This window comes from Bradyrhizobium sp. Gha (assembly GCF_900113735.1).
In the GTDB taxonomy this organism is placed as follows: Bacteria; Pseudomonadota; Alphaproteobacteria; order Rhizobiales; family Xanthobacteraceae; genus Bradyrhizobium.
This window is the reverse complement of the sequence record NZ_FOQM01000036.1, coordinates 35,417-50,553: the sequence shown is the minus strand read 5'-3', so window position 1 is coordinate 50,553 and position 15,137 is coordinate 35,417. Positions and strand designations below refer to the sequence as shown.

At 63.6% G+C, this 15,137-nt stretch carries 18 protein-coding genes; 12 read left to right on the top strand and 6 right to left on the bottom strand.

Annotated elements, in window-relative coordinates:
* Positions 1 to 29 precede the first annotated feature (29 nt).
* Both BM222_RS31575 and pncA read right to left on the bottom strand, forming a co-directional pair.
* Complete coding sequence (locus BM222_RS31575) at positions 30 to 1,145, bottom strand: alpha/beta fold hydrolase (protein WP_092237273.1); 1,116 nt, start codon at positions 1,143 to 1,145, stop codon at positions 30 to 32.
* Positions 1,146 to 1,161: 16 nt separating this feature from the next.
* Positions 1,162 to 1,800, bottom strand: a complete 639-nt coding sequence (gene pncA / locus BM222_RS31570; protein ID WP_092237189.1) for a bifunctional nicotinamidase/pyrazinamidase — start codon at positions 1,798 to 1,800, stop codon at positions 1,162 to 1,164.
* Positions 1,801 to 2,056: 256 nt separating this feature from the next.
* Here pncA and glk point away from each other — a divergent pair, with 256 nt between their 5' ends.
* From glk to BM222_RS41490, 3 genes are all read left to right on the top strand, one after another.
* Positions 2,057 to 3,025, top strand: a complete 969-nt coding sequence (glk, locus tag BM222_RS31565) for a glucokinase (protein ID WP_092237270.1) — start codon at positions 2,057 to 2,059, stop codon at positions 3,023 to 3,025.
* Positions 3,026 to 3,171: 146 nt separating this feature from the next.
* On the top strand, positions 3,172 to 3,375 hold the full coding sequence (locus BM222_RS31560) for a hypothetical protein (RefSeq protein WP_092237186.1): 204 nt from the start codon (positions 3,172 to 3,174) through the stop codon (positions 3,373 to 3,375).
* Between the two features lie 150 nt (positions 3,376 to 3,525).
* Positions 3,526 to 3,678: a hypothetical protein gene (locus tag BM222_RS41490; RefSeq protein WP_177243577.1), complete on the top strand. Its 153-nt coding sequence runs from the start codon at positions 3,526 to 3,528 to the stop codon at positions 3,676 to 3,678.
* Positions 3,679 to 3,777: 99 nt separating this feature from the next.
* On the opposite strand, the gene BM222_RS31550 is transcribed toward BM222_RS41490, so the two are convergent.
* Both BM222_RS31550 and BM222_RS31545 read right to left on the bottom strand, forming a co-directional pair.
* A complete protein-coding gene (locus tag BM222_RS31550) occupies positions 3,778 to 4,155 on the bottom strand; it encodes a response regulator (protein ID WP_092237180.1) in 378 nt (125 codons plus the stop codon).
* 111 nt (positions 4,156 to 4,266) lie between these two features.
* A complete protein-coding gene (locus BM222_RS31545) occupies positions 4,267 to 5,082 on the bottom strand; it encodes a Spy/CpxP family protein refolding chaperone (RefSeq protein WP_092237267.1) in 816 nt (271 codons plus the stop codon).
* Positions 5,083 to 5,557: 475 nt separating this feature from the next.
* On the opposite strand from BM222_RS31545, the gene BM222_RS31540 reads away from it, so the two are divergent.
* The 6 genes from BM222_RS31540 to BM222_RS41485 all read left to right on the top strand — a co-directional run bounded on the left by BM222_RS31540 (position 5,558) and on the right by BM222_RS41485 (position 11,675).
* The gene (locus tag BM222_RS31540) at positions 5,558 to 6,898 is read left to right on the top strand and encodes an ABC transporter substrate-binding protein (protein ID WP_092237175.1); all 1,341 of its coding nucleotides are present in this window, start codon (positions 5,558 to 5,560) and stop codon (positions 6,896 to 6,898) included.
* A gap of 139 nt (positions 6,899 to 7,037) precedes the next feature.
* On the top strand, positions 7,038 to 7,976 hold the full coding sequence (locus tag BM222_RS31535; protein ID WP_092237172.1) for a carbohydrate ABC transporter permease: 939 nt from the start codon (positions 7,038 to 7,040) through the stop codon (positions 7,974 to 7,976).
* Positions 7,976 to 8,881, top strand: coding sequence for a carbohydrate ABC transporter permease (locus BM222_RS31530; protein ID WP_092237169.1), 906 nt, complete (start codon positions 7,976 to 7,978; stop codon positions 8,879 to 8,881). Before BM222_RS31535 ends, BM222_RS31530 begins: the two co-directional genes overlap by 1 nt.
* Positions 8,882 to 8,901: 20 nt before the next feature.
* Positions 8,902 to 10,002, top strand: a complete 1,101-nt coding sequence (locus BM222_RS31525) for an ABC transporter ATP-binding protein (protein ID WP_092237166.1) — start codon at positions 8,902 to 8,904, stop codon at positions 10,000 to 10,002.
* Between the two features lie 34 nt (positions 10,003 to 10,036).
* Positions 10,037 to 11,026, top strand: coding sequence for a hydroxyacid dehydrogenase (locus tag BM222_RS31520; protein ID WP_092237163.1), 990 nt, complete (start codon positions 10,037 to 10,039; stop codon positions 11,024 to 11,026).
* Between the two features lie 169 nt (positions 11,027 to 11,195).
* The gene (locus BM222_RS41485) at positions 11,196 to 11,675 is read left to right on the top strand and encodes a hypothetical protein (RefSeq protein WP_177243583.1); all 480 of its coding nucleotides are present in this window, start codon (positions 11,196 to 11,198) and stop codon (positions 11,673 to 11,675) included.
* Here the strand turns inward: BM222_RS41485 and BM222_RS31510 are convergent, their stop codons facing one another.
* Positions 11,676 to 12,173 carry a DUF1993 domain-containing protein gene (locus BM222_RS31510; RefSeq protein ID WP_092237161.1) on the bottom strand — a complete coding sequence of 166 codons (498 nt, stop codon included), beginning with the start codon at positions 12,171 to 12,173 and terminating at the stop codon, positions 11,676 to 11,678.
* A 171-nt stretch (positions 12,174 to 12,344) separates the two neighbouring features.
* Between BM222_RS31510 and BM222_RS31505 the strand changes: the two genes are divergently transcribed.
* The 3 genes from BM222_RS31505 to BM222_RS31495 all read left to right on the top strand — a co-directional run bounded on the left by BM222_RS31505 (position 12,345) and on the right by BM222_RS31495 (position 14,712).
* Positions 12,345 to 13,139, top strand: a complete 795-nt coding sequence (locus BM222_RS31505) for a transporter substrate-binding domain-containing protein (RefSeq protein ID WP_177243582.1) — start codon at positions 12,345 to 12,347, stop codon at positions 13,137 to 13,139.
* Positions 13,140 to 13,295: 156 nt separating this feature from the next.
* Positions 13,296 to 14,177 carry a DUF2147 domain-containing protein gene (locus tag BM222_RS31500; protein ID WP_177243581.1) on the top strand — a complete coding sequence of 294 codons (882 nt, stop codon included), beginning with the start codon at positions 13,296 to 13,298 and terminating at the stop codon, positions 14,175 to 14,177.
* A gap of 178 nt (positions 14,178 to 14,355) precedes the next feature.
* Positions 14,356 to 14,712, top strand: coding sequence for a hypothetical protein (locus BM222_RS31495; protein WP_092237155.1), 357 nt, complete (start codon positions 14,356 to 14,358; stop codon positions 14,710 to 14,712).
* Between the two features lie 13 nt (positions 14,713 to 14,725).
* Here BM222_RS31495 and BM222_RS31490 read toward each other — a convergent pair whose 3' ends face one another.
* Positions 14,726 to 15,130 (bottom strand): (R)-mandelonitrile lyase, encoded by a 405-nt coding sequence (locus tag BM222_RS31490; RefSeq protein ID WP_092237153.1) that lies wholly within the window; start codon positions 15,128 to 15,130, stop codon positions 14,726 to 14,728.
* Between the last annotated feature and the right edge of the window lie 7 nt (positions 15,131 to 15,137).

Sequence of the window (15,137 nt, the reverse complement as noted above, 5' to 3'; positions counted from 1 at the left end):
CATAACGGACTTGCAAGCCATGCCTGATGTCAGGCGCTGCGCGCCAGCGCGCTGGAGAGGTCGTTGCGCAGCCATTCGGCGATCCGGGGCCAGGCATAGGCGTGCGTCCGCGCGCCCATGAACAGGCCGAGATGGTTGCTCGGCTCCGAAGCCGCGGCAATGAGAGGCGGTGGCGTGCCCACGAGTTTGACCGTCGCAAGCGCCTGCGCGGGCGGGACGACATCGTCGTCGAGCCCGGCCAGCAGGAAAATGGGCGCCTTGACGTCCTTCAGGTCGATCGCACGGCCAAGCGCCGTGAACTCGCCTGATGCGATGCGGTTCTCGCGAAAGATCCAGTTGACGATCTGGAGGTAATAGGTCCCCGGCAAATTGAGCGTCTCGGTGTTCCAGCGATCGAAGCGCGCCAGAAGGGCCACGCCTTCCTCGTCCGAGAGGTCTTGCTGCAAGGCCGCGGCGATGTCGTCGCGCTCAGGCGTCTTCGACCAGACGTGCAGCATCTCGTCGCCGCTGACATTGCCGCCGCCGCGCGCGACGAGCTGATCATAGACCATCTCCGGCGCGTTGCGGGCGAGTTGCGAGAGCCTGGACTCGACGGAGAGATCGACCGGCGCGCCTGCCAGCACCAGCCGCCGCACCTTGGCCGGGAAGCGCGCCGCATAGAGCAGCGACAGCCAGCCGCCCTGGCACAGGCCGATGAGATCAACGGGCGCGCCGATCTCGTCGATGGCGATGTTGAGATCCGACAGATAGCTGTCGATCGAGAGATAGCGCATGTCAGGCGTGGCCGAGCGCCAGTCGGTGAGATAGATGCGATCGAGGCCGCCTTGTTGCAGCGATTGCACCACGCTGTGGCCGGGCGCAAAATCCGCGATCAGGGCCCGATGCAGCGCGTAAGGCGCGCAAACCAGGACTGGTTGGCCGGATCGCGCCCGCGCGCAATCGCGCAGCCGCATGGTGGCAAGCTCCAGCGCCACCGTGCCTGGCGTGGTCCAGGGCAGCTCGCTCTCGCCCTGCTCCACTGAGCCGCGCTCGAGCCACCAGAAGCAGGCGTCCATGGCAAGCCGTGCCGCCGCAAACGGCCACAGCACGGGGTCGTCGTGGACTTTGCCCGATCCGCCGGGTTGCCGGCCCGTTTTCTCCACCACCATTACCGCGTGATCCTCACAGGAATGCCTCCAGGCTGACGACGGAAATGCCGAGTTCCTTGAAACTGCGATGGGTCGCCGCAACCGAGCCATCGAGATCGATGCCGCGGCAGGCGTCCTCGATGACGGCAACCTCGAAGCCCGCCTTGCGCGCATCCTCGGCGGAAAAGCGGACGCAGAAATCCAGCGCAAGACCGGCGACGAAGACGGTCTTCAGCTCGCGCTCGCGCAAATAGCCGAGCAGGCCGGTCGGCGTCCTCCTGTCGTTCTCAAACAGCGCGGAATAGGAATCGATCCCACGGCGAAAGCCCTTGCGCACCACCAGGTTGGCGCTGGTGGCATCGAGGTCCCGATGGAATTGGGCGCCGGCCGTGCCCTGCACGCAATGCGCCGGCCACAGCACCTGGGTGCCGTAGTCGAGCTCGATCGTCTGAAACGGCTGCTTGCCCTGGTGGTTCGGCGCGAACGAGACATGGTCGGCGGGATGCCAGTCCTGCGTCAGCACGACGTTGGCGAATTTTTGGGCAATGCGGTTGATCGCGGGCACCACCTTCTCGCCGCCGGGGACGGCGAGCGCCCCGCCCGTGCAGAAATCGTTCTGCACGTCGATCACCAGCAGCACGTCGCGATCGGATATCTTCATCGCTGGCCTCATTTGATCCGCCCGGCGCAATCGGCGCCGGCCGTGCTCGTTAATGTCGATCTTCCCGTGTTGCTTCGCAACCGCTGCCATCCCTGCAACGATGTCCGGGCGGCCGGGCGCTCCTCCCCCGGGTGCAACGCTTTGGCGCGGTCCGTGTTACTAACTGTACTCCAGCGCGGATTCTCTGGTATCCGCGACATCAGGATTGGATCGAAGGACGGGAGGAGAAAGGTTCCGCGGCTTGCACGGCCACGGCAGCCTGGTGGTCATGAGCTTCGGCAAGGCAGGAAACATTCTTCTCGCCGATATCGGCGGCACCAATGCGCGCTTCGCGCTGAGCAATGGCGAGCAGATCGGACCGATCGACTATGTGAAAGTCGCCGATCATCCGACGGTTCGCGAGGCCATCAGCGACGTGCTCCGGCGGGCCGACAGCGAGAGGCCGGTTCGGGCGGTGCTCGCCGTCGCCGGTCCCGTCACCAATAACCGTTGCGTCATGACCAACAGCCCCTGGGTCATCGACGGCAACGAGCTCAAGCCGGCGCTCGGCTTCGACAGCGTCCATGTGCTCAACGATTTCGAGGTGGTGGCCTGGTCGCTGCCCGCTCTTCAGCCGGCCGACCTGATCCCGCTCGGCGGACAGGATGGCATGTCCGGGGAGCCGCTGCTGGTGGTCGGGCCCGGGACCGGTTTCGGCGTCTCCTGCCTGGTCGAGCGCCACGGCTCCCGGCTCGCCGTGGTCACGGAAGCCGGTCACGCGACCCTGCCGGCCGAGAACGAGCGCGAGGAGCGGGTCATCGCCGCCATGCGCCGGCGCTTCGGCCATGTCTCGATCGAGCGCGGCGCCCTCTCCGGCTCCGGGCTGCAATCCCTCTATGAGGCCATGGCCGAGCTCGATGAAGCCCAGGTGCCGCAACGCGATGCGGCCGGCATCACCAGGGCGGCCCTGGACGGCAGTTGCGCGCTCAGCCGCGCGACGCTCGAGATGTTTTGCGCCATCCTCGGCTCCGTCGCCGGCAATCTCGCGGTGACCTTTGGCTCCAGGGGCGGCGTCTACATCGCCGGCGGGATCGCGCCTCGCTTTCCGGAGTTCCTCGCCGCCTCCGCCTTCCGCGCGCGGTTCGAGGCCAAGGGACGCTTTCAGGACTATCTGCGCAACATCCCGACGCGCCTCGTCATGAAGACCGATGCTAGCTTTATCGGCCTGAAGATGTTCGCCGATCACAATCTGGATTGAGCTGCGCCCGCGTCAGCTTCCCGCCGCTCCGGCAATTCACAGCTGGTTGCATCCAATCTGCAGTTCGGCGCGAGATTGCGCTTGCCCCTCAGTTTCCGATGGGAAACAATTCTCGCTGATGTGGCGTAGGTATGCGGGGGCGTGACATGCGTAAGCAGGATGCGGGCTTCGACTATCACAGATATCACCGGCTGCTGACCGAGGCGGACGACGACGACAAGCGGATGGCGCTGATCGAGCTGTTGATCGAGGAGAAGGCCCGGGACCGGCTGGCCGCCCAGCGCGCATCGGACCGCGCCGCCATGACGGCCCAAACCATTGCAAGGGTGCTCAAGGCTGGCCGCAACTAAGGCTTGCATGACCTGCCGTCGGTGGCGAGAAGTCCGCAATCGATGGCGATTCCGTTAAGGATCCCTGGCAATCCTACGTCAAACTTTTTGCTCTAAGGGTTCCCTCACCTGATGCAATTCAGGATCAACAAAGGGGGAATGAACATGAGCATGATTTCGCTCGCCGAAATGCCGGCGGCTGCCGTCCAGACCCGGTCGACCGATTATTCTCTTAAATCGATTGCCATCTTCTGCTGCCTGGGCCTCATTGCCTCGTTCAGCCTGATCGCGCACGGCGTCGATCTCAGCGCCGGCCTGATGTGAGACACTGACGGAACCTGCGTCGCAAGATGGCCGTCCCTTCCGGCCGGCCATGCTCGTTCACGCCGCCCTTATCATCGAATATGTCGGTGGCGCCGTCGATCAGTGCGGAAGTTTCGCCGCCGCATCGGGAAACAGCGAGTCGATCATGATCTTGAGCTGGTCCATCGCGATCGGCTTGCGCAAGATCGGCCTGCGCCGCAGCAGCGACGGCAGCAATTCCGGCCCATAGCCGGTGGCGAACAGGAACGGCTTGCCGCGCCGCTCGATCAAATCGGCAACGGGATCGACGTAAACCCCCATCAGATTGATATCGAGAATGGCGAAGTCGTACTGCGCGGTCATCGCGAAGGCGCTCGCATCTCGTACATTGTCCGCTTCCGCGACGACGTGATGGCCGAGTTCCACCACCATGTCGGCGATCATCATCCGGATCAACGCCTCGTCTTCGACCAGGAAAACGGAGAGTCCGTCCGCCATATCAACCTCGCAGCCCCGTTGCGAAGCTAACCATATCCCAAATCCAGAAAGGATTCACGAATTCGTGGCGCGCGCCGTTAATTTCGGCGCGGGGAATCGGATCCAACTCGATCAATCCAGCCCGCGCTCATGGCTGAGGCGAACCATCTCCTGGATGAAGACCTCCTTTTGCTTGTCATCGAGGCTCGAATACAGTGGTTCGGCGGCGTCGGCGACGTTGCGCTGGTCGGCGGCACGGTCGATCAGGAATTGCGCCTCATTGCGCATCTGCTCGATGATGTCATCGGGCGGATCCCGCTTGGCCCGCTCAACGCGCAGGTTGAGCCGCTCCGCGCCATTGTGCCCGAGATAATGCATGGCGCTGGAGAAGCCGAACCAGTGCTTCTCCTGATCCGGTGTGAGGTTCAGTTCGGACTTGATCCGCTCGATGTAGGAGTCGCTGTTGGCGACAATCTGCTCGGCGGTCAGTTGCGGCGCAGCGGTCTGCGTCAGGACCGTGACATCCTTGTCCTTGGCGGTATCAGCAGGCGCGTTCTTGGCCTCCTTACTGGCTTTGGCTCCCCTGGCGGCCTTTGCCGTCTTGGCATCCCTGTCCTTGGCCGCGCCGGCCTGCTTGGCGTCTTTCGCGTCCTTGGACGCGTCCTTGTTGACGTCCTTGTTCGAGTCCCTGGCAGCCGACTGCTGGCCGTTGTTATTGCCGACGCCGAGCACACCGGTGAAGACACCGACCACGCCGCCAATGGCGCCGCCGAGCACGCCTCCGACAGGGCCGGCAGCCTTGTTGCCCGCCGCGGCCCCATCCTGGACGCCCTTGACCAAGCCTTGTGCATCCGCAACCGCGACCGCGCCAATCAGCGCCGTCAGGACGGACCCGAGCGCGAGCCAGTGTCGCAGGCCAAGCCGGGTGGGCGGCGCCGGGTTGATCATATCGGTCTCCATGTCGATCTGTGTGCCTTTGCGAAACGCAGGCCTCCTGCCGGTTGCAACTCTACCGTTTTCGCCACCTCGAGGTCTAGGCGCGGACAACGCTGTCCCCGTTTGAAAGCTGTTCTCGCGCGATGCGGTGATGCAGGCTCATTCGGAACTGCGGCGTAATTCCGCATGAATGGTCGCGCGTCGCGGCGCGCGACGTGTGCGCCGCAATAAGAGCAACAAAATCTCATCGCCACGCGCGCTGCCGCCTCTGCATACACAACGTTAGTTCTAGAGAGCGCGGCATCAGGCTTTCTCGACAGAGGCAATCAATCATGATCTGATCGCGCTACCAATTTGCCGCGTCTCCCTCGTTATTTGCCGGTGGAACGACGGCCAACAAGAAACGTACAACAACCAATCAAAAACAAACTCGGGAAATCCAGAGGAAGCGACAGAACAATAAGACAAACCAGGACGAGGAAACGAGATGTCACGAAAGACACTGACGCGACGTCAATTTGTAGCGGCCACTGCAATGTCCTCCACGGCGCTGATCGCAGCGCCCTATGTCCGAGGCGCTTACGCCGCCGGCAAGCTCTCGATCGGCTTCTGGGACCACTGGGTGCCAGGCGCCAATGACGCCTCCACCGCGCTCGTCAAGGAATGGGCCGACAAGGAGAAGGTCGAGGTCTCGATTGACTACATCACGAGCAACAACAAGAAGATTGAGCTGACCGCCGCCGCCGAAGCGCAGGCGAAATCCGGTCACGACATCCTGCAGATGCCGAGCTGGTGGCCGCACGCCTATTCCGAGAACCTCGAGCCCCTCAACGACGTGATGGAGCCGCTCATCAAGCAGAATGGCGAGGTCAACGGCACCGTCAAATATCTGGCGCAGTCGGGCGGCAAATGGCTCGCCGTGCCCGCCACGCCGGGAAGCCAGATCAAGGGCCCCTGCTCCCGCATCGATCTCATGAAGAAGCATGCCGGGATCGACGTGCAGGAGATGTATCCGGTCGGCAGCCCGCCAAAAGACGACAACTGGAACATGGAGACGTTCCTGAAAGCGGCGGAAGCCTGTCAGAAGGCCGGCTTCCCGTTCGGCATCGGACTGGGTGAGACCACCGACAGCGTCGACACGGCGGGTGCGATCTTCCAGTCGTTCGGCGCCGAGCTCGTCAACGCCAAGGGCGACGTCACCGTCAAGACCGACGAGGTGCGGCAGGCGCTCGAATACTACAAGAAACTGATCGCCGTGCTGCCTGCGGACGCCCCGTCATGGGACGACGCCTCCAACAATAAATGGCTGATCTCGGGCCGCGGCGCGATGATCCTGAACCCGCCGAGCGCCTGGGCGGTGGCCAAGCGCGATGCCCCGCAAGTCGCCGAACAGTGCTGGACGCACGGCATGCCCGCGGGCCCGAAGGGCCGTTTCGCGCCGTTCCTGCCCTATTTCTGGGGAGTCTGGAGCTTCGGCAAGAACAAGGAGGCGGCCAAGAGCCTGCTCGTCCATCTGTCCTCGCCTGCGGCGATCGAAAAATTCGTGGTGGCCAGCGGCGGGTATGATCTCCCTGCTTACGCCAACATGACGAAGTTCAAGACCTGGGCCGAGGAAGGGCCGCCGAAAGGCACGCTGTTCAGCTATCCGGATCCCTATCATCGTCAGACCCTGTCGATCGCCGCCTCACCGGCGCCGCCGAAGATCGCCCAGCAGATCTACTTCCAGGCCACGCTGACCAAGATGGCGCTGCGCTTTGCGCAGGGCGAGAAGCTGGAAACGGCGCTCGCCTGGGCCGAGGACGAGTGCGAGGGCTTTATGCGAACCTGAGCCTGTCGAGTGCCATGGCGGCTCACGCTTTCGGGCGTGAGCCGCCCGGGGGAGCGCTCACTCCCTCCGCATGCCAATGAAGCCGACCGGTTGCCGGCTTCGCCGTTGAACCGTCCGTTTGCGCTAGAGAGTCTGATCCATGGCCGATGTCGTCGTTGAGCAAGGTCGCCTCGCCGGTTCCGCTCGCTCCCGAAAAGGTAGAAGTCTGCGCAATCTGCTGGGCCGGAAATCGACCATGGCGTTCGTGCTGACGCTGCCGCTGATCCTCCTGATCGCGCTGCTCGTGCTCTATCCCGCGTTCTATTCGCTCTATCTGGCGACGCTGAACAAGGCCATGACCAAATTCGTCGGCCTCGGCAATTTCACCTTCCTGTTCAAGCGCGAAACGTTCTGGATGGTGGTGAAACAATCCTGCATCTTCGCGATCACCGCCGTGGTCTTCAAGGCGCTGATCGGCTTCATCGTCGCGCATTTCGTCCACAACATTCCCGGCAAGAAGCAGCGCAAATGGCGCGGCATGCTGCTGGTGCCCTGGGTCATTCCGCCGGCGATGAGTACGCTGGCCTGGCTGTGGCTGTTCGACCCCTCCTACAGCGCCTTCAACTACACGCTCTCGTTCTTCGGTGTCGGCCCGATCCCCTGGCTCGGGGAGACCTTCTGGGCGCGTTTCTCCGTCATCCTCGTCAACGTCTGGTACGGCGCGCCATTCTTCCTGATCATGTACCTGGCCGCGCTCAAATCGGTCCCCGACCAGCTTTACGAGGCCGCCGCGATCGACGGCGCCAACTGGTGGCAGAAGATCTGGTACGTCACGCTGCCGATGATGCGTAACATCATCGCCATCACGACGTTGTTCTCCCTGATCGTGACCTTCGCCAATTTCGACATCGTGCGCATCCTGACCTCGGGCGGCCCGCTGGATACGACGCATCTGTTCGCCACCTGGGCGTTCCAGGTCGGCATCCAGAGCAGCGACATTCCGCTCGGCGCCTGCGTCTCGCTGTTCATGGTGCCGATCCTCGCCGTCGCGGCGATCTTCATCCTGCGCGATGTCAGCAAACGTGGGAACGAAGCCTGATGAGCACGATGGCGATCGACAAGGCCGGACCAACCCGCAAGCTCGGCAGCATGAGCCGCGACCGCGCCTGGGCGCTGCGCTGGTCCTATTTCTTCCTGGTGCTGTTTGCGATCTTCTTCCTGACGCCGCCGGTCTACATGGTGATCACCTCGCTGAAGAGCAGCGCGGAGATTTCGGCGGCGACCAATCCGTGGTGGGTGTTTCATCCCACCCTGTCGAACTATGTCGAGCTATTGAGCTCGAACCAGTTTCTGCGCTTCTTCTGGAACTCGTCCATCATCTCGATCGTGGTCGTCTTCGTGACGATGCTGATCAGCATCCCCGCGGCCTTTGCATTGGCCCGGATGAAGTTCTGGGGCTCGGCGACACTCGCGACCGGCGTCTTCCTCACCTATTTGATCCCGGACAGCCTGCTGTTCATTCCGCTGTTCAAGATGCTGGCGGTGATCCAGGACTTCACGGGCATTACGCTGCTGAACCGGTGGTACGTGCTGGTTTTCATCTATCCGACCCTGACCGTGCCGTTCTGCACCTGGATCATGATCGGCTATTTCGCCTCGATCCCGAAAGAGCTGGACGAGGCCGCGATCATCGACGGTGCTTCCTGGCTGCAGACCCTGTTGCGGATCTTCATTCCGGTGGCGCTGCCCGGCCTGATCGCGGCGACGATCTTCGCCTTCACCGTGTCCTGGGCCCAGTTCCTCTATCCGCTCGTGTTCACGACATCGGTCGACCAGCTGGTGCTGCCGGTCGGCATCACCACGACGCTGATCAAGGGCGACGTCTTCAACTGGGGGCAGATCATGACCGGCGCGCTGCTCGGCGCGGCACCGCCACTGATCATCTACGCCTTCCTGATGGACTACTACATAGCCGGCCTGACCGCCGGTGCGACGAAGGGTTGAAATCGAGGGGTTGAAGTGCAATGGCCGACGTTTCCCTGCGTAAGGTGATCAAGCGTTATGACGACGTCGAAGCGGTGCGCGGCATCGATCTCGATATCGCCGACCATGAGTTCATCGTGCTGGTCGGCCCCTCCGGCTGCGGCAAGTCCACCACGCTGCGCATGATCGCAGGGCTCGAGGACATCAGCGACGGCGACATCATGATCGGCGGCGACGTCGTCAACGACGTGCCGCCGAAGGATCGCGACATCGCCATGGTGTTCCAGAATTACGCGCTCTACCCCCACATGACGGTCGCCGAGAACATGTCGTTCGGGCTGCGGCTGAAGCACTATCCCAAGGCCGAGATCAAGGCGCGGGTGACGGAAGCTGCCCGCCTGCTCGACATCACCGACCTGATCGACCGCAAGCCGAAGCAGCTCTCCGGCGGCCAGCGACAGCGCGTCGCAATGGGGCGCGCCATCGTGCGTAATCCAAAGGTCTTCCTGTTCGACGAGCCGCTGTCCAATCTCGACGCCAAGCTGCGCGTGCAGATGCGGATCGAGATCAAGAAAGTGCACCAGAAGGTGCGCACCACGACCGTCTACGTCACCCACGATCAGGTCGAGGCCATGACCCTGGCCGACCGCGTGGTGGTGATGAACAAGGGGCGGATCGAGCAGATCGGCACGCCCAACGAACTCTACCACAAGCCGGCCACGCGCTTTGTCGCAGGCTTCATCGGGTCGCCCGCCATGAACTTCATCCCGTGCCGGCTGGAAGATGCCGCCGGCACGCTCCGGATCCGCCTGACCGACCGCATTGCCTTTGCGCTGCCGCCGGCCCGCGCCGCGCGTTACAACGCGCTGCCACGCACCGACAAGCTGCTGCTCGGCATCCGCCCCGAGCATCTCACCGAGGCGCGCGCACATCTCGACCCCGGCGTCGAGACCTTCGAGACCGTGCTCGACGTCACCGAGCCGATGGGAATGGAGACGCTGGTGTATTTCGGGCTCGACGGCACGCCGGTCTGCGGCCGCGTCAATCCCGGTGCCGGCGCCAAGGACGGGGCACCCATGCGTTTGGCGATGGACCTCAACAACATGCACCTGCTAAACGAGGAGACCGGCGTCGTGCTGTGATGCCGGCTCAAGAAACGCGAGCAGGCGGGGAGCGATGGCGACCAACAAGAAGAAGATTTTCGTTACACAAACTTTGTCGCAAGGGGCACGTGCCCTCCTCACCCAGCGGGACGATATCGAGCTCGTCGAATTTCCGAACCTGATCTCCGCCGGGGATTTCGAGGCTCTGCTGAAGAGCCATGCGCCGGTTCATGGCGTCGCGCTCGGCGCCACCGCCTTCGGCGAGACCGAGCTCGACGCGGCCAAGGACATGAAGGTGGTGACCCGCATCGGCGTCGGCTACGACGCCGTCGACGTATCGGCCCTGTCGCGCCGCAAGGTGCCGTTGATGGTGGCCGGCAGCGCGAACTCGCCGTCGGTCGCGGAAGCGGCACTGTTCATGATGCTGACCTTGGCCAAGCGCGCCAACGAGCTGCACGCATGCGTCAAGGACGGCAAATGGGCCGGCCGCCTCGGCATGCTGCCGTTCGACCTCTACGGCAAGACGGTCCTCATCATCGGCTTCGGCCGCATCGGCACCCGCACCGCCAAGCGCTGCCAGGCGATGGAAATGAACGTGCAGGTCTACGACCCCTACAAGCCTGCCGCCGACATCAAGGCTGCCGGTTGCGAGCCTGTCACCGATCTCGACGCGGCGCTCTCCAAGGCCGACTTCGTCACCATCCACTGCCCCAAGACGCCTGAGACCGTCGGCCTGTTCGACGCTAACAGGATCGGCCGGATGAAGCCGAGATCCTATCTCATCAACACCGCGCGCGGCGGCATCGTGAAGGAAGCCGCGCTGCACGACGCACTCGTCTCCGGCAAGCTAGCCGGTGCCGGCATAGACGTGTTCGAGGTCGAACCGCCGCCCGTCAGCAATCCGCTGTTCGCCCTGCCCAACGTCATCATCGCCCCGCATGTTGCCGGGGTCACCGTCGAGGCCGTGAGCCGCATGAGCGAGCAGACCGCGCGCAACATCCTGAGTGTGCTGGACGGCGATCCCATCAGGCAGAACATCATCAATCAGGACGTGCTCGGTTGATGTAAATCCGCAAGGCGGCCGATCTGGGCCGCCTTCGGATGGCCAGAATGCGTCCCATTTTGGTGCAGATGAGGCCCCAACTCAGCCTTAATCAAACCCGCGTAATGTATCCGGCCGCGGCGGCAGTGGGACAGACTTTGCCGGCCGCGTCGAGCTGGAGGATGGACCCTTGGCAGAGATCGACCCGACTGACCACGCGCTGGCGACCATCGCCAGCATTTTGGAGCACCCCGAGTCGACCCTGGTCGTCCGCGAAACCGAGACGATCCGCGAGACGGAGATCGTCGTCGTCGGTGAGCACCCGGCCGTTGAAGACGATCATGTGGTCGACGAGCATCCCATGGTCGAGGAGCAGCCGCTGGTCCCCGACCACTCCGACGCGGACGGCTACAGCAAGGTCGGTCCGGGCCCGATGGTGGCGATCCGGCTGAAATGGACGGTCCATCGCGAGGACGATGGCCAGTATTACGTTCACGAGACCATCGGCGAACAGTCCACTCCCGTTGTCAGCGGCCCGATGTCGAGCGAAGCCGCTGTGCGTTTCGTCGACGAGCACGAGGACGAAGCGCATCGGCGGTTCGAACTTTTGCGCAGCGAGATCGCCGGCCGCAGCTCGCTCGCTGATTACGAGCGCAAGGGCGAGGCGTAATTACTTCCTGCCCAGAAAATCCTTCTTCGCGAGTTCGACGCCCGCGTGCCGCAGCAGGTCGTACGCGGTCGTGACGTGAAAGAAGAACTGCGGGACGCTGTTGGTGAGCAGCAGCGTCCGCCCGGTGAAGGGCAGCTCGGTTCCGTTCTTCAGCTTGAAGAAAACCTTCAACTCCGCGGCCGCATCGATCTCGGCGCGCGGCAGGCTTTCAATGAATTCGATTGAGGTTGCAATCCGCGCCTGAAGCCCGGCCATGTCGTGCTCGAGCGGCGGCAGCGCGATCGGCTCGCACTGTGCCAGCAAGGCCGGAGCCACGGTGGCATGACGGCAGGCTTCGCCGACCTGCTGCGCCAGATCGTACATGTTCGGCGCCATCCGCATCCCGAGCAGGACCGCCGGATTGAACTTGCGGGTTTCGGCATAGGCAACACCCTTGTCCAGCAGGACGGAGAGGTTGCGCAGGTAAGGCACGAAGAGGCCGACCGAGGCCTCGTACATCGAAATCGTCACGCTCGGATTCCCTTCAATTCCGTCTCGCCAGAAACTGGCATCTGGTCTAAATCCACGAGTCGAGAACTGCACAATGGCACCTCGGGCTTGGCTCGAAAAGGCTTGGCTCGAAAAGGCTTGGGTGGAAAAGGCTTGGGTGGAAAAGAGATGATCGTTCGAATGACTGTTCGACTGTCCGTTCGAATCCTGGCGGCATTGGCCGTGATGGTGCTGGCCGACCTTTCGGCCTACGCGCAGCAGCCGGCCTCCTCGCGCCTCGACGAGATCATCAAGCGCGGCACGTTGCGCGTCGGCATGACCGGCGACTACAAGCCTTTCACCTATCTGGACAAGGCCACCCAGCAGTTCTCCGGCTTCGACGTCGACATGGCGGAGGCGCTGGGCAAGGCGCTCGGCGTCAAGGTCGAATTCGTGCCCACGGCCTGGCCGAAGCTGATGAAGGATTTCGAGGCCGACCAGTTCGACATCGCCATGGGCGGCATCTCGGTGACGCTCGACCGCCAGAAGAAGGGCTACTTCACAGTGCCGATCATGCGCGAGGGAAAGACGCCGATCGCGCGCTGCGCCGACACCGCCAAGTACCAGACGCTCGCCGACATCGACAAGAAGGGCACCCGAATCATCGTCAATCCCGGCGGCACCAATGAGCGTTTCGCGCGCGCCAACGTCAAAGACGCCGATATTACCGTGTTCCCCGACAATACAGCGATCTTTGACGAGATCGCCAAGGGCAATGCCGACCTGATGATGACGGATGCCTCCGAGACCCGTTACCAGCAGAAGCAGCATCAAGGGGTGCTCTGCGCCGTGCATCCCGACAAGCCGTTCGACTTCTCCGAGAAAGCCTACTGGCTCCAGCGCGACATGGCACTGAAGGCCTTCGTCGACCAGTGGCTGCACATCTCCATGGAGGACGGCAGCTACAAGAAGATCTATGCCGCCTGGTTCGACTGAGCCGCGTCCTCATCCGGCTTGCCCCGGCCACTCTCGGGATATTGAACCCCGAACCCGATGGAGACGACTCATACGGTGACAGTGATCTAGATCACTTTTGGCGGTTGCACCGGCGCGTATTGCTTGCTGCGGGAACCACCTGTTCGGGAGATGGAAATGAGGAAGCTGTTGGCGACGGCTGCATTCCTTTTGGCGAGCACCGCTGCGCAGGCGCAGTACACCTTCGAATATGGCGGGCGCACCATCCGCATCGATCCCGAGCGCGGCACGGTGCAAATTCCCGGGGTGTACGACAACACTGGCCAAGGCAAGGCCAGGAAGGCCAAGAACGACGCCAAGAACGAAACAAAGAACGAAACAAAGAACGACGCGAAGGGAAGCCCGAAAGCCGAACCGCAGGCTCCGCAGCAGGCCACGGTCGATCCACAGACGCCAGTTGCACCGGCGCCGGCCCCCGCTCCTGCCGCCGCCCCGCCCACACCAGAGCAAGCGCCCGCACCACCTGCTCCCGCAGCCGCAGCGCCGCCTCCGCCGCCAGCGCCTCCGCCTCCGGCAGCAACCGCCAGCACCGCTCCGGCCGAAGATGCGATGGTACCGCCGCCTCAACCGGCGCCGAGCGCGGCGCCGGCGGTGGCCACTGCACCGCCCGCGCCGCCTCCGCCGCCTCCGCCGCCTGCGCCGGCTCAGGCCGGGGCTGTCGCGCCGCCGGCGCCAGCCGCCGCGCCCGCGCGTGATGTCAATTCACCGCTCGGCGTCTGGCTCACCGAGGAGAAGGAAGGCAAGGTCCGCATCGAGCAGTGCGGCAACAATCTCTGCGGCTATTCGGTCGACAGCAAGTCGAACCAGAATGGCGAACAGGTGCTGATCAACATGAAGCCCGGCAAGGACCAGAAATGGTCGGGCCGCATCCTCGATCCCAACAACGGTTCGACCTACGATTCCACGATCTCGCTGAAGGGCGGCGACCGCCTGCGCGTGCAGGGCTGCGCCTTCGGTGGCATGTTCTGCGGCGGCCAGACTTGGACGCGCGTGAACTAGATTCAAGCGCGACGTGGCAAGGCAGACAAGGGGCCCGTGATCCGGGTCCCTTTTTGCTTTTGCGTGCCATGGTGTCGCGATGTGCGAGACTTCACCGAGCATCTCGCGCGTGACGACCCTCACATCGCCGGTTCCGCGCCCGTGACACGATCCCCGTGGTCAACAACGGGGGCGTGTCATGAACGGACTTTGCAGACGGTTCTTCGCGAGTGCTATCGCCATCCTTGCCCCGCTCGCGCAGGCGGCTGCTGCGGGCACGACCTTCGACGGCGCATGGAATGTGCGCATCTCGTCATCGAGCGACACCTGCGGTAACGGCGCGACCGTCGCGATCGGAATCAGCAACGGCCAGATCGCCTCGAGCAGCGCCGCGGTGACGGCGTCAGGCCGCGTCGCGGACGCCGGGAGCATCAACGTCACCTTAAGCACCGGCATCAAGCACGCCGTCGGCTCAGGCCGGCTCAGCGGCACCACAGGCTCCGGCACCTGGCATGGTGCCATGTGCTCGGGCACGTGGACCGCGGAGCGGATCTAGGCGGGCGGCCGCATTAACCGAGCGCTGCGCCGTACTCGGCGTCAGTGACCGGCTCGAGCCAGGTCGAATAGACCCCGTCGAGCGCTTCCTGCATGGCGATGTGGCACATGCTGTTGCCTGGCGAGGCACCGTGCCAGTGCACTTCATTCGGCGGAATCCAGACGGTATCGCCGGGGCGGATCTCCTTGACCGGGCCGCCCTTGGTCTGGACGCGGCCGACGCCGGAAATCACGTAGAGCGTCTGCCCGAGCGGATGGTGATGCCAGTTGGTGCGGGCGCCAGGCTCGAACGAGACGCGCGAGACGTTCAGCCGCGCCGGCGCGGGCGCCATGTTGATGGGGTCCTGCAACACGGTGCCTGTGAAGTTTTCCTTGGGCGCGCGGCGGGTCGGCCGCGCACCTGCGAGTGTAATGTCCATGATGTCC

What these genes read in the sequence shown, in the direction of transcription:
- BM222_RS31500 (WP_177243581.1), top strand. Translation starts at nt 13,296, where the DNA reads ATGAGGAAGCTGTTGGCGACGGCTGCATTCCTTTTGGCGAGCACCGCT.
- BM222_RS31550 (WP_092237180.1), bottom strand. Translation starts at nt 4,155, where the DNA reads ATGGCGGACGGACTCTCCGTTTTCCTGGTCGAAGACGAGGCGTTGATC.
- BM222_RS31545 (WP_092237267.1), bottom strand. Translation starts at nt 5,082, where the DNA reads ATGATCAACCCGGCGCCGCCCACCCGGCTTGGCCTGCGACACTGGCTC.
- BM222_RS31505 (WP_177243582.1), top strand. Translation starts at nt 12,345, where the DNA reads ATGACTGTTCGACTGTCCGTTCGAATCCTGGCGGCATTGGCCGTGATG.
- BM222_RS31540 (WP_092237175.1), top strand. Translation starts at nt 5,558, where the DNA reads ATGTCACGAAAGACACTGACGCGACGTCAATTTGTAGCGGCCACTGCA.
- BM222_RS31520 (WP_092237163.1), top strand. Translation starts at nt 10,037, where the DNA reads ATGGCGACCAACAAGAAGAAGATTTTCGTTACACAAACTTTGTCGCAA.
- BM222_RS31490 (WP_092237153.1), bottom strand. Translation starts at nt 15,130, where the DNA reads ATGGACATTACACTCGCAGGTGCGCGGCCGACCCGCCGCGCGCCCAAG.
- BM222_RS31510 (WP_092237161.1), bottom strand. Translation starts at nt 12,173, where the DNA reads ATGTACGAGGCCTCGGTCGGCCTCTTCGTGCCTTACCTGCGCAACCTC.
- BM222_RS41490 (WP_177243577.1), top strand. Translation starts at nt 3,526, where the DNA reads ATGATTTCGCTCGCCGAAATGCCGGCGGCTGCCGTCCAGACCCGGTCG.
- BM222_RS31535 (WP_092237172.1), top strand. Translation starts at nt 7,038, where the DNA reads ATGGCCGATGTCGTCGTTGAGCAAGGTCGCCTCGCCGGTTCCGCTCGC.
- pncA (WP_092237189.1), bottom strand. Translation starts at nt 1,800, where the DNA reads ATGAGGCCAGCGATGAAGATATCCGATCGCGACGTGCTGCTGGTGATC.
- BM222_RS31560 (WP_092237186.1), top strand. Translation starts at nt 3,172, where the DNA reads ATGCGTAAGCAGGATGCGGGCTTCGACTATCACAGATATCACCGGCTG.
- BM222_RS31495 (WP_092237155.1), top strand. Translation starts at nt 14,356, where the DNA reads ATGAACGGACTTTGCAGACGGTTCTTCGCGAGTGCTATCGCCATCCTT.
- BM222_RS31530 (WP_092237169.1), top strand. Translation starts at nt 7,976, where the DNA reads ATGAGCACGATGGCGATCGACAAGGCCGGACCAACCCGCAAGCTCGGC.
- glk (WP_092237270.1), top strand. Translation starts at nt 2,057, where the DNA reads ATGAGCTTCGGCAAGGCAGGAAACATTCTTCTCGCCGATATCGGCGGC.
- BM222_RS31525 (WP_092237166.1), top strand. Translation starts at nt 8,902, where the DNA reads ATGGCCGACGTTTCCCTGCGTAAGGTGATCAAGCGTTATGACGACGTC.